The 14,367-nt window shown below is 69.0% G+C and carries 18 protein-coding genes; 7 read left to right on the plus strand and 11 right to left on the minus strand.

What is annotated here, in order from left to right; translation table 11 throughout:
• The first annotated feature begins 53 nt into the window (after positions 1-53).
• Positions 54-1,409, plus strand: coding sequence for an XRE family transcriptional regulator (locus tag OEB96_RS36625; protein WP_266221524.1), 1,356 nt, complete (start codon positions 54-56; stop codon positions 1,407-1,409).
• 7 nt (positions 1,410-1,416) lie between these two features.
• The gene (locus OEB96_RS36630; RefSeq protein WP_266221525.1) at positions 1,417-1,914 is read left to right on the plus strand and encodes a hypothetical protein; all 498 of its coding nucleotides are present in this window, start codon (positions 1,417-1,419) and stop codon (positions 1,912-1,914) included.
• 57 nt (positions 1,915-1,971) lie between these two features.
• On the opposite strand, the gene OEB96_RS36635 is transcribed toward OEB96_RS36630, so the two are convergent.
• Positions 1,972-2,571: a Coq4 family protein gene (locus OEB96_RS36635; RefSeq protein ID WP_266221526.1), complete on the minus strand. Its 600-nt coding sequence runs from the start codon at positions 2,569-2,571 to the stop codon at positions 1,972-1,974.
• Between the two features lie 147 nt (positions 2,572-2,718).
• On the opposite strand from OEB96_RS36635, the gene OEB96_RS36640 reads away from it, so the two are divergent.
• Positions 2,719-3,357, plus strand: coding sequence for a TetR/AcrR family transcriptional regulator (locus tag OEB96_RS36640; RefSeq protein WP_266221527.1), 639 nt, complete (start codon positions 2,719-2,721; stop codon positions 3,355-3,357).
• The gene (locus OEB96_RS36645; RefSeq protein WP_266221528.1) at positions 3,354-5,357 is read left to right on the plus strand and encodes a CASTOR/POLLUX-related putative ion channel; all 2,004 of its coding nucleotides are present in this window, start codon (positions 3,354-3,356) and stop codon (positions 5,355-5,357) included. The genes OEB96_RS36640 and OEB96_RS36645 overlap by 4 nt, the downstream gene beginning before the upstream one ends.
• On the opposite strand, the gene OEB96_RS36650 is transcribed toward OEB96_RS36645, so the two are convergent.
• On the minus strand, positions 5,327-5,794 hold the full coding sequence (locus OEB96_RS36650; RefSeq protein ID WP_266221529.1) for a thioesterase family protein: 468 nt from the start codon (positions 5,792-5,794) through the stop codon (positions 5,327-5,329). The genes OEB96_RS36645 and OEB96_RS36650 overlap by 31 nt on opposite strands.
• A gap of 78 nt (positions 5,795-5,872) precedes the next feature.
• Here OEB96_RS36650 and OEB96_RS36655 point away from each other — a divergent pair, with 78 nt between their 5' ends.
• Positions 5,873-6,265, plus strand: coding sequence for a hypothetical protein (locus tag OEB96_RS36655; protein ID WP_266221530.1), 393 nt, complete (start codon positions 5,873-5,875; stop codon positions 6,263-6,265).
• Positions 6,266-6,275: 10 nt separating this feature from the next.
• On the plus strand, positions 6,276-7,196 hold the full coding sequence (locus tag OEB96_RS36660) for a hypothetical protein (RefSeq protein WP_266221531.1): 921 nt from the start codon (positions 6,276-6,278) through the stop codon (positions 7,194-7,196).
• An 11-nt stretch (positions 7,197-7,207) separates the two neighbouring features.
• Here OEB96_RS36660 and OEB96_RS36665 read toward each other — a convergent pair whose 3' ends face one another.
• From OEB96_RS36665 to OEB96_RS36680, 4 genes are read right to left on the minus strand one after another with little or no spacing between them, the layout of a single operon-like run.
• Positions 7,208-8,137: a hypothetical protein gene (locus tag OEB96_RS36665; RefSeq protein WP_266221532.1), complete on the minus strand. Its 930-nt coding sequence runs from the start codon at positions 8,135-8,137 to the stop codon at positions 7,208-7,210.
• 8 nt (positions 8,138-8,145) lie between these two features.
• Positions 8,146-8,832: a hypothetical protein gene (locus tag OEB96_RS36670; RefSeq protein WP_266221533.1), complete on the minus strand. Its 687-nt coding sequence runs from the start codon at positions 8,830-8,832 to the stop codon at positions 8,146-8,148.
• Between the two features lie 8 nt (positions 8,833-8,840).
• Positions 8,841-9,224 carry a YbjQ family protein gene (locus OEB96_RS36675; RefSeq protein ID WP_266221534.1) on the minus strand — a complete coding sequence of 128 codons (384 nt, stop codon included), beginning with the start codon at positions 9,222-9,224 and terminating at the stop codon, positions 8,841-8,843.
• Complete coding sequence (locus OEB96_RS36680) at positions 9,221-9,442, minus strand: hypothetical protein (protein ID WP_266221535.1); 222 nt, start codon at positions 9,440-9,442, stop codon at positions 9,221-9,223. Before OEB96_RS36680 ends, OEB96_RS36675 begins: the two co-directional genes overlap by 4 nt.
• 136 nt (positions 9,443-9,578) lie before the next feature.
• Between OEB96_RS36680 and OEB96_RS36685 the strand changes: the two genes are divergently transcribed.
• Positions 9,579-10,115 carry a hypothetical protein gene (locus OEB96_RS36685; protein ID WP_266221536.1) on the plus strand — a complete coding sequence of 179 codons (537 nt, stop codon included), beginning with the start codon at positions 9,579-9,581 and terminating at the stop codon, positions 10,113-10,115.
• 15 nt (positions 10,116-10,130) lie between these two features.
• Here OEB96_RS36685 and OEB96_RS36690 read toward each other — a convergent pair whose 3' ends face one another.
• The 5 genes from OEB96_RS36690 to OEB96_RS36710 all read right to left on the minus strand — a co-directional run bounded on the left by OEB96_RS36690 (position 10,131) and on the right by OEB96_RS36710 (position 14,255).
• Positions 10,131-10,481 carry a GFA family protein gene (locus OEB96_RS36690; protein ID WP_266221537.1) on the minus strand — a complete coding sequence of 117 codons (351 nt, stop codon included), beginning with the start codon at positions 10,479-10,481 and terminating at the stop codon, positions 10,131-10,133.
• Positions 10,482-10,559: 78 nt separating this feature from the next.
• Positions 10,560-11,141: a cyclic nucleotide-binding domain-containing protein gene (locus tag OEB96_RS36695; RefSeq protein ID WP_266221538.1), complete on the minus strand. Its 582-nt coding sequence runs from the start codon at positions 11,139-11,141 to the stop codon at positions 10,560-10,562.
• A 65-nt stretch (positions 11,142-11,206) separates the two neighbouring features.
• On the minus strand, positions 11,207-12,256 hold the full coding sequence (locus OEB96_RS36700) for a hypothetical protein (RefSeq protein ID WP_266221539.1): 1,050 nt from the start codon (positions 12,254-12,256) through the stop codon (positions 11,207-11,209).
• Positions 12,257-12,279: 23 nt separating this feature from the next.
• Positions 12,280-13,086, minus strand: coding sequence for a hypothetical protein (locus OEB96_RS36705; protein WP_266221540.1), 807 nt, complete (start codon positions 13,084-13,086; stop codon positions 12,280-12,282).
• Between the two features lie 5 nt (positions 13,087-13,091).
• The gene (locus tag OEB96_RS36710) at positions 13,092-14,255 is read right to left on the minus strand and encodes an AAA family ATPase (protein WP_266221541.1); all 1,164 of its coding nucleotides are present in this window, start codon (positions 14,253-14,255) and stop codon (positions 13,092-13,094) included.
• Between the last annotated feature and the right edge of the window lie 112 nt (positions 14,256-14,367).

The following is a 14,367-nucleotide window of genomic DNA, read 5'->3' on the forward strand; positions in this document are numbered from 1 at the left end:
CGGTCCATGAGGCGGTCCGGGACCGCGTCCGAGACCTGTATTACACTGCCGCTGTGTCCGACATCACCACGACCCTCCGACGGGCCCGCGAGTCGGCTGGCCTGACGACAGAGGCGATGGCGCACCTCGTTGGACTGGAGCCTGCACAGATCGAGCGGATCGAGCGTGGGGAAGCGGCGCCACCGTTTGCGACACTGAAGCGCTACGCCCGACTCTTCGGCGCGCGGATCGATCGATTCTTCGAGTCCGGCGGCTCGGCATCTCCCACCACACTGCTGTTTCGATCCGCGGCCGAGCATGGGGCCGATCTGGGTTCGGTGCTCACGGCGGACGATCTCCTCGTCCTCGGCGACTTCCTCGCGAGCGTGGCCGACGTGGACGAGCTCGAGCGCAAGCTCGGTGAGCCGCCCGCGATCGTGCCCAGGCTCGAATCCGCCGATCTGACCGACCCCGAGTGGCCCCAAGGGCAAGAGTTCGCCGCTCGGGCTCGCGAAGCGCTGGGCTTGGGCATCGAGCCCATTCCCTCGATGCGGCTACTGCTCGAAGACCGCCTGCACTGGTCACTCTTCTTCGTCGCACCGCATGAGCTGTCGCCTGCCCTGCAAGGGGCCTCCACCATCGAGCCCCGCCCGGCGATCCTGGTCAACCTGGTGGAAGGTCGAGAGAGCTGGTGGCGTACCCGGGTGAGCCTCGCCCACGAGATGTGCCACATCCTCTACGACTCCCGGACGATTGCCCGTCCCTATCTCATCAGCCCACAAGGCGAGCTACGAGGCCGGCGTGAGTGGGCCATCGTCGATCGTTTCCGCGGTCTGGAGCGTCGTGCCAACGCCTTCGCGGTCCATTTCCTGGCCCCCAGCGCGGCGATTCGAACGGTGGTTGGAGCATCGATGTCCCCCGATTCCGAGCGAGCCATCGATGCCGTCTGCACGTCGTTTGGAATCGGCCGGACCGTCGCCGTCCGCCGCCTCGGCCATGAGTATCGCATCTCCGAGGAAACACAGAACCACCTGATCGAGCGGGGCTCGGAGCACGCTCCAGCCAAGGACCATCCCGATGCCGCGGTCGTGCCGGGCGTTCGTCGTGGTCGGCTCGAAGCTCTGGTGGATCGAGCTTCGACCGCCGGACTGATCGAGCCCGTAATGGCTCGTGCCATCCTCGACATCCCCCTGTCCGAGCCACTCCCGGGACCGGCTATCGACGATCGAGAGCCACTATGGACCAAGGAGCAGGCCGCGTTCGCACGTGCCGAAGCACAGGTACGGGCCAGCGGTGGGCGGGGCTGCTGGGCAAGCGAAGCACGACGTACCGATCGAGGCTGGGAGGTCGTGGTCCACTATCCGCAACCCAACGAGATCGTCACCCGAACGATCTACCTTGCCGACGATCTCGAGCCACTCCACGCCTGAGACACCCGTGGACCGACACTTCTTGCAGGTGCGGGCCAACTACTGCGTGCCCGCATGCATCGTGATGGTCGAGGCTTGGCGTGGGACGCTGAGCGCTCCGCCCGATGAACGTCAACACGAAATCTTCGACCAGCTCGCCGTCAATGGGCTTTGTGCCCTCGAAGACGCAGCTCGACTCCTTCCTCACGAGGGTGTCGGCGAACCCGACATCGATCCCGCTCATCAAGCCGTCTTCCTCGGCCAGCGCATCACTGCAGGGCGTCGAGCCATCGTGACGTGCCGACCCGGGCTGCTGGGGCAGATCCTCGCCCCCCGGAAGCTGTCATCCCCACACGGCACGTTGACGGGCAACACCCCCCACCACGCGATCTACGTATTCGGTGCCGAGCAAGGACACTTCGATGTCTACGACCCATGGCACTTCACCGCGGGTCAGCCCCTACGCTTGTCGCGGGCTCAGCTCGCTCGCGCCTGGACCGGCATGATGCTCATCGCGACGAAGTGACCAGGTGGTCGTCTGCGAGTGCTCCGCCCCTGCCGATGACCGTGATGACGGTCGCTCTCACCCGAGCATGGCGAGCCCGAGCCAGGCCAGGGCCACGAGCGGCGCCAGCAGCACGGCCAGGGCCACGCCGAACATCAGCGCCCCGCCGATCGCATACGCCCCGAACGCGGCCCGATCCGCCGCGGTCGCCTCGGGCGGCTCGCGATCGAGGCCCAGCTCGCGGCGCTGCTCCCCCAGCGAACGCTCGAGCAGCGCGTCGTCATAGCGCAGCCGATAGAGGTTCTCGCTGTGTCGCCCCCGCACGAACGCGGCCCACGCCGCACGGCGATCCGCCACCAGCCCGATCGCCAGCGCCAGCATGTTGAGGATCCACGCGGCCGGCATCGCCCCGCAGCCGCTGGCCAGCTCCCATGCGCCGATCTCCGCCTCGCCGGTCATGGTGGTGGCGTAGCCGGTGAGCACGTGATGCAGGTCGTGGTAGCGCACCGCCTTGACCCGCGCGGCCGAATTGGGGAACGCAAAGGGGATCGGCCCGAGCGCAACCTTGACCCAGCGCTCGTCGTAGTTGCCCTCCGCGCCGAAGTCGTTGTCGACGAAGTAGCGCGTTCGAGCCTCGCGCAGGCTGAGCCGGGGGTCGTAGATGGTGGCGGTACCCATGACGAAGACAGCATGGCCCTCACTGCGGCCAGCGGCCATTCGCGTTGAATTGGGCGTGCAGCGGCCCGCTGGGGCCTCGAGACCGCGCCATGGCCCTCCGTTCGCGAACGCTCATTCGCATTCTCGGGCCCGCGCTATCCTGCGCCGGTGGCCAAGGCCCCCCCGACCGAGCCCCGCAAGCGTCCCCGCCAGGCACGCTCGCGAGCGCTGGTCGAGGCGGTGCTCGACGCCACCGAGCAGGTCATCGCCCAGGAGGGCCTTGCACAGGCCACCACCACCCGCATCGCCGAGGTGGCGGGCGTGAGCGTGGGCTCGCTCTACCAGTACTTCCCCTCGCGACGAGCCCTGCTCGCGGCAGTCATCGAGCGCCGAGTGGAGCGCGACGAGGCGCTCTTGCAGGCCCGGCTCGCGAAGCTCGACGGTGCGTCACCGGCCGCGACGCTGCGCACGGGAGCCGAGCTGCTGGTGGAGCTCTATCGTGGCGAGCCCGAGCTCTACCGCACCATGGTCGACCAGATGTCCGACGTGGACCGCGAGGCCGCGGTGCAGCGCCTGCTCGACGACGCCGTCATCCGCACCACCGCCATGCTCGCCCCCCACCGCGACCGGCTCCCGGTCGACGACCCCGCGCTGTGCGCCTACGCCCTGGTCACCGCCCAGGTGGCCATCGTGCGTGACGCGGTGCAGCGGCGCCCCGAGCTGCTCGAGGGCGGACGGCTCGCGCGGCTGCTGGGCGAGCTCGCGGTGCGCCTCGTGGGCCTCGACGACGAGGGCAAGATCCCATGACCGACATGCTCGCCACCCTGCGCAACCGCTTCCAGCTGCTGCTCGAGCGCTTCCTGGTCCGCGGCCCCCTGTTCCGCTTGATGTTCGTGATCGGCGTGGTGGTCGGCACCTCGGTGACGGGCGGGCTGCTGGTCGTGGGCACGGGCAACTTCGACAGCCTGCCCGAGGCGATCTGGTGGGCGTTCCTGCGCCTGTCCGACCCCGGCTACCTCGGCGACGACGAGGGCGTCTACATGCGCATCGTCTCCACCGGCCTCACGGTGGCGGGCTACGTGCTGTTCATGGGTGCCATGATCGCGATCATGACGCAGTGGCTCAACCTGGCCCTGCGGCGGCTGGAGAACGGGCTCACGCCCATCGCCGATCGCGATCACATCGTGGTGCTGGGCTGGACGACGCGCACCTCCACCATCGTGCGCGAGCTGTTGCTCTCGTCCGAGCGTGCGCAGCACTTCCTGCGCTCGCGCAAGCGTCGGTCGCTGTCGGTGGTGGTCCAGGCCGAGGAGGTCGATGCCGAGCTCCACCAGGAGCTGCGCGAGCGCGTGGGCGTGGAGGTGTTCCGCTCGGGCCGGCTGGTGCTGCGCTCGGGCACCCCGCTGCGCCCCGATCACCTGCAGCGCGTGGCGGCCCGCGATGCCGCAGCCCTCATCCTGCCCGCGCCGATCTACGACACTCCTGGCGTCAATCCCGACACGGAGACCATCAAGACGCTGCTGTCGCTGTCGTGCCTCGACGACGACGACGAGACGGTAGGCCGCAAGGGCCACGGCGCGCGGCCCTTGCCGCTGGTGGTGGCCGAGCTGCTCGACGCCCGCCGCCTGGTCACCGCGCGCCGTGCCTACCCGGGCCCGCTCGAGGTGGTCAACAGCCAGTCGCTGGTGGCCAGCCTCATGTGCCAGACGATCCGCCACCCGGGCCTGTCGCACGTGTTCGCCGGGCTGCTGGCCTACGGCGAGGACAGCGAGATCTACGTGCGCGACGTTCCACCGTCGCTCCATGGCCTGCGCTTTGGCGACCTGGGCGAGGCCTTCCCGGCCGCGATCCTGCTGGGCGTGGTGCGGGTGGACGACGGCGAGCCCCAGCCGATGCTCAACCCCAACGACGACCTGCGACTGAAGCAGGGCGATCGCTTCGTGCTCGTGGCCGAGGATCACGCCTCCACCACGCCGCCCGTGCAGCACACCCCCAGCCGACCCGATCACGGTCGCGGGGTGCCCACGCCGCCCGAGCTCAAGCGTCACCGTCGAGTGCTGATCCTGGGCTGGAACGAGACCGTGCCCGATCTGCTGGCCGAGCTCGAGCGCTACGGCTCGGAGCGCTTCGAGGTCACGGTGGGCTCCATGACCCCCGTGGCGCGCCGCGAGCGGATGCTGTTCGAGCACGACTTCGAGCCCGAGCGCATCAGCCTTCAGCACGTGGAGCTCGACTACACCCTTCCCGGGCAGCTCCGGCGGCTCGAGCCCGAGCGCTTCGACAACATCGTGTTCGTGGCCAGCGACCGCATCGAGAGCCACGAGACCGATGCGCGCACCCTGGTGGGCCACCTGCTGCTGCGGGAGCTGCTGCCGCCCGCCAACCGCGGCGGGCCCGACGTGCTGGTGGAGCTGGCCGAGAGCGCCAACTTGAGCTCGTTCCCCTCCGACGGCAGCGAGCTGCTCGTCCCACCGCTGCTCATCAGCCACATCATGGCCCAGATCGCCCTGCGCCCCGAGCTGCGCGTGGTGTTCGAGGATCTGTTCGGCGCCGAGGGCCCGGAGATCTTCTTCCGCTCGGTCCGCGAGTACGGCCTGGTCGACCGCGACGTGACCTTCGCCGACGTGAGCCACGCGGTGGCCGCCCACAACGAGACCGCGCTGGGCGTGCGCCTGCGCAGCCGCACGGGCGACGGCGACGACGAGATCCTGGTCAATCCCCCGCGCGATCGCGGCTGGCAGCTGCGGGACGGGGACGAGCTGGTGGTGCTGGCGATCTACTCCTCCGACCGCCGCACGATGTTGTAGACCCCCTGTCCGGTCGCAATCGGCCGGCTGGGCTCGCCCGCGGCCGGCAGCGCGCCGGAGTAGAGCGCCATGCGGGTCACGCCCACGCGATTGCCCATGCGGACCACCTCGGCGTCGCACCACAGGTCGGCCGCCCCTCCGGGCCGGAGATAGTCGACCCGCAGGTCGACGGTGCTGATGCGGTCCTCGGTCCGATCGAGCGAGGAGAAGCACGCCCCACCGCCCGCGGTGTCGATGAGCGTGGAGATCACCCCCCCGTGCACCGCCGGGCGGCTGGCGTCGCCGACCAGCTCGTCGCGCCACGGCAGCATCAGCACGCAGCGGCCCCGCTCGAGCCGATGCAAGCGAATCCCCAGGAAGCGATTGAACGGGATGCCCTGCTCGAACCAGTGCTGGAGCAGGCGCTGGCGCTCGGGAGACAGTGCGGAGTCGGTCACGGCGGTACCGATCATCGTCGCTCGACCCGAGAGTCGTCAAAGGAGGCCGCCCCCGGGGTAGACTGACCGTGCGCCGCCATGAGCGAGCCGCTGCCCCACGACCTCCCCCCCTTGATCGCACGGTACCGTCGACGCACGCTCGTCGGCACCGTGCTGGCGTTCGTGGTCATCGGGGGGACGCTGGGTGTGGTCTGGTACTTCTTCGTGCGGGCCCCCAGCCCCCGCAGCGTGTGCGACCACGTGGCCTTGCTACAGCGCACCTTCCCCCAGGAGCGAGCGCGCATCGCCGATGCGATGGCCCCGCGGGGGGTGAGCGGCGCCGGTCGGCCGATGAGCAGCAGCACCGAGCAGGCGTGCGTGTGGCTGTTCGCCACCGAGGAATCCCAGCGCGGCTTCTTCGGCTACGGTCGCCTGGCTCGCTGCATCACGTTCGCCGAGACACCGCGCGAGCTGTACCCGTGTATGGAATGATGCAATCGTCATGGCACACCATCATCTCTTCGCGATCCTCACCTCCCTGTCGGCCCTGCTCGCGTGCAACGCACGTCCGCTCGATCCGCTGCCGTGCAGCGGCGAAGGCCAGACCATCGAGGACGGCGAGGAGCTCGAGTCGCTCGATGGCTGCGTGACGTACGTGTGCGACGACGGGACCTTGGCCGTGGCCGAAGACCGTCGGCTCACCATCGCGGGAGATCTCGAGCTGGCCTCCCAGCAAGCCGTGGACGAGCAGAGCTGCCTGGGAGTGGTGGAGGGCACGCTGCGGATCTCGGGGACGGCGGCAGAGCTGACCCCGCTGGCCTCGCTTCATCGCATCGGCGGCGGGCTGGAGCTCGTGGCCACCGAGGCGGAGACCCTGGCCGGGCTGGAGGGCCTGACGGAGATCGGCGGGAACATCGACATCGTGGACAACGCCAGGCTGACGACGCTGTCGTTTCGGCCGTCCATGAGCGCGTTCGGAGACATCGCGATCCAGAACAACGACGCGCTCGTCTCGCTCGCGGGCGCCGAATTCATCGGCCAGTGTACCGCCTGTGTGGGGCTCTCGGATCAGCCGGACGAGCTCGCCAACCCCAGCGTCGAGGCGGAGCCCGCGAGGTTCGGCGGCGATCAGGCCCCCGAAGGGGGAACGTTCTTCGGGAACATCCTCGTGGCCGACAACGACGTGCTGACGGACGTCTACGCGATCAGCAACCTCCACTTCGCCTATGGTTCGTTTCGGTTCCGCAGCAACGCCGTGCTCACCAGCCTGACTGGCCTGCAGCTGATGCAGGTGAGCGAAGACCTCGAGATCAGCGATCACGCGTCGATGAGCACCCTGGAGGCCGAGACGTTTGCGGCGGGGGTCGTGGTGGGAGGGGTCACGACGATCTGCGGCAACCTCGAGGGCGAGGCGTGCCCGTAGCGCCGGATGCCTCACGGCAAGAGCGGCTGCATGCGGTCGCCGAACAGCGCGTTGATCCGCGACTCGAGCTCGCCACCCGGCGGCAGCGGCCACGAGACCGTGCGCACCGCCTCGGCCGTGTCGAGCATGTATCGACGCATCGCCGGCTTGCGCCCGGCACAGCCGTGGGCGGCGTAGCTCCACTCGACCACCAGCGTGGCCGACTCGGTCGCGAGCGAGCGCGGCCACAGCCACACGCTCGAGATCTCCTTCCCGTCGCCATACTCCACGTGGCTCCACCGCTGGACCTCGCTGGCCAGCAACGAGGCCACCGGAGCCGCTGCCACCACCTCGTCCTCCGACGGAGGGGTGCGGATCGTCTGCTCGGGTCGGCGACGCGTGTGCCCGGTGATCTCGGTGACCGGCACGATGAACAGCGTCGAGGCCTCGAACACGCCGGCAACCACGCCCATCAGCGGACGCCGAGCGAAGCGCTCGGGCACCAACTCGCGGCGGCTCTCGATCCGCTGGACCTCGTCCTCGGGGATCGTCTCGCCCACCAGTGATGCGATCGCCTCGAGGCTGGCCGGCTGCGAGGGAACCGGCCCCTGCTCGCCCAGGAGCGCCACGCGGACCCCGAAGTCGTCGATCTGGACGCCGTCGATCGCCACCACGGCGCGCACCAGCACCACCTGCTCGGCGAGCCGCCGCCCCGCCTCCCCCAGCGAGCGCTCGAGCTCCTCGCGCGGCACCGCGTAGAGGTGCAGCCGCGGCCGCGCATCCGCATCGAGGCGACCGGCCACCCACTCGAGATCATGGGCCGGATCCCGCGAGCGCTCCGAGGCGGCACACAGCGCCTGGTCGTAGGCGCGCTGCTCGGTCAGGCGCCGAAGCGGTGGGCCGCAGCCCAGCGCCGCCACCAGCAGCACCGATCCGCCCAGGCATCTCACCCGACGTCTCACCCGGCCCGTCATAGCCACGCCATCCTCGCATCGGTGACGACGAACAGGAGCATCGCGACGTCGAGCCCAAGCGTGACCTGCAGCTCGTGCACCGGCGCGCCGCCGAGCACGAGCCACTGATGCGAGAGTTCGACGGAGAAGCCGTTCTCGGCGAAGTCGTACCAAAGGCCATTGCGCACCCCGAGCGCCAGCGCCCCGGTTTCGGGCTGCAGCACCACCCGCGGCAGCCAGCCCACCGTCCAGGACTCCGCGTTGATCCCGTAGACCAGCCCCATGCCCGCGAGCAGGCGATGGTCGAGCCGAGGGGTTCGCAGCGAGTAGCCCAGCTCGGGGGCCAGGCCCCACTGACGATAGCCACCGTGCAGGCCCAGCATCACCGAGGCCAGCGCGTCGAAGCCGAATGCCGCGTAGGGGCGACCGGTCGGGCGCGCCGAGAACCCGGGCGCCACGCGCAGGGCCGGCCGCACCAGCGGAGGGCGCGTGGTGAACCGGGAGATCGACCGGCCATGGGGACGTCGATTGCGGGGCACGATGCGGCGCGGCTCGAGCACTCGCGGCGGGCGAAGCGGAACGGCCTCCGTCGCCGGGGAAGCGGGCTCGGTCACCGGGGCCTCGGTCGCCGGAGCAGCGGCCTCGGTCGTCGGATCCGGCTCGGGCTCGGCCATCACCAAGCCGAGCACGGCCATCACCAACATCCCGCCCATCAGAGATCCAGCGGCTCCCCCACCACGGCCGTGCCGTACACCAGCATCTCCGCGGCCCCCTGCATCACGGTCGAGGTCGTGAACCGCACCGCCACGATCGCGTTGGCCCCCAGCGCCAGCGCCTCGGCGCGCATGCGATCGATCGACTGCTCGCGGCTCTCGGCCAGCATCTTGGTGTAGTCGCCGATCTCGCCGCCCACCAGCGCCTTGAGTCCGGCAATGATGTCCACGCCCACGTTGCGGGCGCGCACCGTGTTGCCGCGCACCAGTCCCAGCGTGCGCACGATTCGAAACCCGGGGATCTCGTCGGTGGAGCACATCATCATGCTGCCGCGGGGGCGGTGCTGCAGGTCGGCTGCGGCGCGTACGGCGGGCAGGCTCATCGGATCACATCCTTGTAGGGGTCGGTCGCGTGGGTCCGCAGGCGCACGCGGATGAACGAGTAGAGCAGCACCAGCGTACCCGCGCCGAGCAGCGGCGCACCCACCACGGGGGCGACGAACGAGGCCGCGAGGCCAGCGACCGCCAGGCCGGCCCCCACCGCCCGCTCCGCACGAGCCCGCGGCGCCTGCTCGGTCCGCTCGATCTGGTGGTCCGCCACTCTACCCGAGTCCTCGCCCGGGTGGACCCGCAGCCCTGCGAAGACCGATCCACCCCGGTGGACGCCGTGCTACCGTCGGCTCGTGCCCATACCGTGTCATCGCCGCCCGCACTCGCTCGTGTGGTGGAGGTCGGTGGTGCCATTGCTGTGGGCCCTGGCGAGCTCCGGCTGCATGCGCGAGGGCGAGGAGCCGACCAGCAAGCTCCCGCTCGGGGCCGCTTGCCAGCAGGACTCCCCGCCGTGGTGCGAAGGCCACGCGTCGTGTTTCGAGGGCGTCTGCACCTCGTACACCGACCAGACCGCGATCCGGGACGCTCGCCACGTCGAGACGATCGCCGTCGACATGCAGGCGCAGTCCAACGCCACCCCCGACCCGCAGCCGGGTGCGGTGGCGATCCGCACGGCCAGGGGCGAGCACTACCACGTGTTCGCGGCGTGCAAGCCCTACGAGCGGCTGATTGGCGGTGGCTGCCAGACGCAGCACCTCCATCTGCGCCAGAGCTACCCCGAGAGCACGCAGCCGGGCGACACGATCGGCGGACGCTGGCACTGCGACTTCGGCCTGGAGGACCACGTCAAGCCCAGTCGAACCGAGCAGACCGCCTCGGCGCTGTGCCAGAGGCTCACGATGCCGCCCGACGCCGAGCGGCCCGAAGCCACGCCGAGCCCCTGACCCGGAGGCTCGCGCCTACAGGCTCGCGCCGTCGTAGTGCTGGACCTTCAGCGACTCCGCGTCCACCCCGTCGAGGCAGCGCACGTTCACCGAGTACATCTTGGCGCCGTCGGAGCCGGTGCCCCAGGTGAACGACCGAATGCCGCAGGTCGTGCAGAACAGGTGGTGGATGTGGTGATTGCCGAACTGGTAGTCGCGCAGGGCGTCCTCGCCTTGCCGCAGGGTGAACGCGGCCGCGGGGACGAACGCGAGCCGCCAGCCCTCCTTGGCGCAGATGGAACAATTGCAGGCGATCACCGTGTCGAGCTCCAGCTCCACCTCGTAGCGAACCGCACCGCAGTGACAACCTCCGTGATACGTGGTCATGGCGCGGAGCATGCACCAATCGGCGCGGTCGCGTCTCGAACTTTTGCGACACCCCGCGCCACGCGGTCGAGTGCCGCGTTAGAACTTCGACGAGACCGTCAGCATGAGCAGCCGGTCGTTGCTGTCCCGCAGCCGGGCGCTCAGCGTCCGCACGAACCGCCACAACAGCTCGTAGGCCAGCTCGCGATCCACGAACATCAGGTCGCGCAGGTCGTCCTTGGGCAGCCGCAGGAGCCGCGTCTCTTCATGGGCGATGGCGTCGGCCGAGCGCGGCACGTCGTCGTCGACGATCGACATCTCGCCGAAGTACATGCCGGGCTTGAGCACCGCGAGCGCCTCCTCGCCCACCCCGGACATGCGCCGGCTGATCCGCACCGCGCCCGTGAGGATGAGGTAGAGGCCGTCGCCCTCGTCGCCGTGGCCGAACACGGTGTCGCCGGGGCGAAAGTGCACCTCCTGCACGAGGTTGGAGATCCGCTCGAGGTGCACGGGCAAGAGCCCATCGAACAGCGTGACCTGGCGAAGCATCCGCTGCAGCACCTCCACGCGCCGCGTGTGCTCCTCCTCGGGCGGTACGTGGGGCTGCGCCACTCGCTTGCGGGCACCCGCCGCATTTTCGTCGTCGTCGATGATGCCCAGCTCCTCGAGGCCCGCGCCCATTGGGAGCACAGTACCGCACCCCCCCTGGAGATCAACCGACGGCGATCACCAGCCCCTATCTGCTCCTATTCGCGCGCCTTGCGCACTGACCAAACGAACCCGTCGTACCAAAAGTGCATGAGCGACACGACGATGGTGACCGACCACCAGGTCATGGAACGCCCGTCGGCCCAGGCCTCCACGGCGATTCCGTAGGCCACGGCCGAGCCCACGAAGATCCACCAGGTCAGCACGCCGCCCCCTGGCACTCGCTCCAGCCGAAACGAGCGCCGCAGGTTGGCGCGCTCGGTGGCCCACACGATGCCGAAGTACTGCAGGGCGTGGAACACGTTCATGATGAGGAACGCCTCGCCCCAGGTGTTCAGGCCCCAGGTGTAGATGGAGACGAGCCCGGTGCTGGTGAGCAGGTAGACCTTCTGCCAGGAGACGACGCGACCCTGCCGAGCCATCCGCCACTGCGCGTGGACGTAGTAGGCCAGGAGCGCCGTGCCCAGCCCGATGACCCAGCGCATTACGACGGCCTGATGCCCTTCCATGAACGCGGGGATGCGGGTGAAGAACGCGATGTGGACCGCCTCGAACTCTCGGAAGTCCTCGAAGTGATCCATCATGGTCGCGCCCGCGACGATGGGACCGGCATAGAGCAGCTGGTTGACGGCGAAGTCGAGCCTGCGCCCCTGATGCGGATCGTTGCCGCGCTTGGCGTCGTAGATGCGCCCGAAGCCGAAGGTCTGCGCGCCCGAGTGGTAGACGTCCCAGAACGTGGCGAGCACCGAGCAGCACACCGCCGCCACCGGGGACACGAGCATGGCCAGGAGCAGCATCCCCGGCACCAGCGAGAAGCGGTAGGGGTGCTGGCGCAGCACGTTGCGATTGGCGTGGCTGCGATAGAGCACCAGCACCAGGTGGGCGTGGATGAAGATCCCCAGGCCCAGGCCGGTGGCGGTGACCCACTGGCCCGACCACACGAAGGTCTCGTTGGCCAGGTGGGTGCCCGACAAGGCGATGCCCAGCAGCAGCGCCGCCACCGGCGGACCGAGGAAGAACGCCCAGTCGTAGACCGGGCCGACGATGTAGGTCGACCGCGGCGGGCGAGTGGTGGACGAAGACGACACGGACCCAACCCGAAGCGTAGCGGCTATCGGCGGGCGAGGCACTCCTGCAGACGGCGGCAGATCGGATGGGCGAGCACGAGCGCGCGGGCCTCGGGGTCGTCGAGCAGGCGGCGCAGAAGGTACTCGAGCCATGGGTCCTTGTTGCGCGCGTCGGCGCCGATCGTCTTGGCGACCCGCGGCCATTGCTTACGGGGACCGCACCGCAGCGCGCCAATGACCGGAGCCAACACGTCCTGGTCGGGTCTGCGCGTGGTAATGGAGCCCCATCCCTGGGTCGGCCACCCCAACGGACGTCTTTCGAGTCCGAGTGCTCGAAGAACGTGCTGCTCGCGCTGGAGGAGCATGGCCTCGAACATCGGCTCCATGCACACCGCGATCACCTCGCATGGGGCCAAGCGGTGGGCCTGCACGCGGTGGGCAGGCGAGGGTCGACGTCTCAGCTCTTCGTGACGACGGGTCGCGGCACGCCGCCACGGCTCATCGAGCGCAGCCGAAGCCGCCAAGTGACGATAGAGGTCTAGCGTCTCTTGCCAGCGACAGAACCCCCCTTGGGGATTCCACGCCGGCACGAGATCCCACGCGACCACGGCCGCCTCGAAGGGCTCGCTTCGATGGCGACGGGCCATGAGCTGATCCAGCGCTTCTCCCGCACCGCTCATGGGTGGCTGCTCGGGATCCATCGCGACCAGGTGCTTCTTCGAGATGGGGATGACGCTCGCGAATTCGTGGACCCCGAGGTTCTCTGCCAGCCGACTCCACATCGCTCGGATGAGCAAGCCGCCGCGGACGACGCGATTCTCCGATCCTTCCACGAACAAGGCGATTCGCATCGTCGTCACTCGGCTTCATTGACGTAGCGAGTGCCGGCAGGCACTCGCGGATCGTAGGCCTGGACCTCGGGTCGCTCGGCGAATCGCTCGTAGATCGTGTCACCATCCTTGCGGCGAACCTGAATGATCGAGTCGATGGGAACGTGGTCGAGCAGCCAAGGCGAGTGTGTCGTGACCACGACCTGGATTCCTCGCCGTGCAGCCTGTTGCAGGTGACCGAGCACCGCCTGCACGGTCCATGGGTCCAGGCCGTTCTCGACCTCCTCGATGCAGAGCAATGACGGCGGGGGCTCTCGCTGAAGCAACGCGAGGATGGCTGTGATGCGGCGAGTACCCTCGGACAGCATCCAAGCCGGGATTGGGAACTTGGACCGCCCCGCGCGACCGCGGTAGGGCATGGTCTCCAGCAACGAGTAGTGGACACGCACGTCTCGGCCTCCGGAGGCCTCGGAGACCTCGAGACCGCGAAACGAGGGCAAGACCTCTTGCACGGCCTCGACCAAGGCCTCTCGCTGCTCCTCGTCGAGCTCGTTGAGCAAGGCAGGCAGGGTCTCTCCGCCTTCGTCGAGCAGCGGCTCGTAGGACGCACGCTTGGCCGGCGAACCCCTGGCGAGGTCACTGGGGCTGAGTCGTAGGAACACGGCTCGCTGCCAGAAGTCGCGCAAGAAAGCTGGTGAACGTGACGTCGTTTCGGGAACGTCTACCACCCGCCCCAGCGCGAGCCGCTCGGGCTCTCGCACCTCGACAGGCCGTCCGCTGGGGTCGACGAGCAACCGCAGCCCTCCTCCTCTAGGCTCGATGTAGACGTCGGAGCCGTGGGCAAGGAATTCACGCTCGACCTTCGCAAGCCCCTCGTCGTCCACGACCACGACATTGTAGGCCCAGTCGTCGCTCTCACCATCATGCCAGCAGAGTCCCAGCTCGAAGTACTGAGGCTGCATGCGACTGCGCAGATTGATGAGATCTCGAATCCCGGAGTAACGATCCGATGCCCGACGCGTGTCGTGCCGCAGCGCCGTGTCGAGCCACTGCAGCGCCTCCAGCAACGTGCTCTTGCCGCTGCCGTTCCGCCCGATGATGACGTTGAACGACCGTAGGGAGATGGGATCGGGCTTGAATGCCGCCTTGAAGCGCTCGAGACGGATCTCTGTGAGCAGGGGTCCTGACACGCTGGCGAAAGACTAACACCACGCTCCATCCGGTGCGATGTCGCTCGGGCCGCCGTCCGAGCATAAGGTGGCTCCAAACCGACTGACTCTCGATGGTCCTGCCCCGGGACCG

Source organism: Paraliomyxa miuraensis, assembly GCF_026337845.1.
Taxonomy (GTDB): domain Bacteria; phylum Myxococcota_A; class Polyangia; order Nannocystales; family Nannocystaceae; genus Paraliomyxa; species Paraliomyxa miuraensis.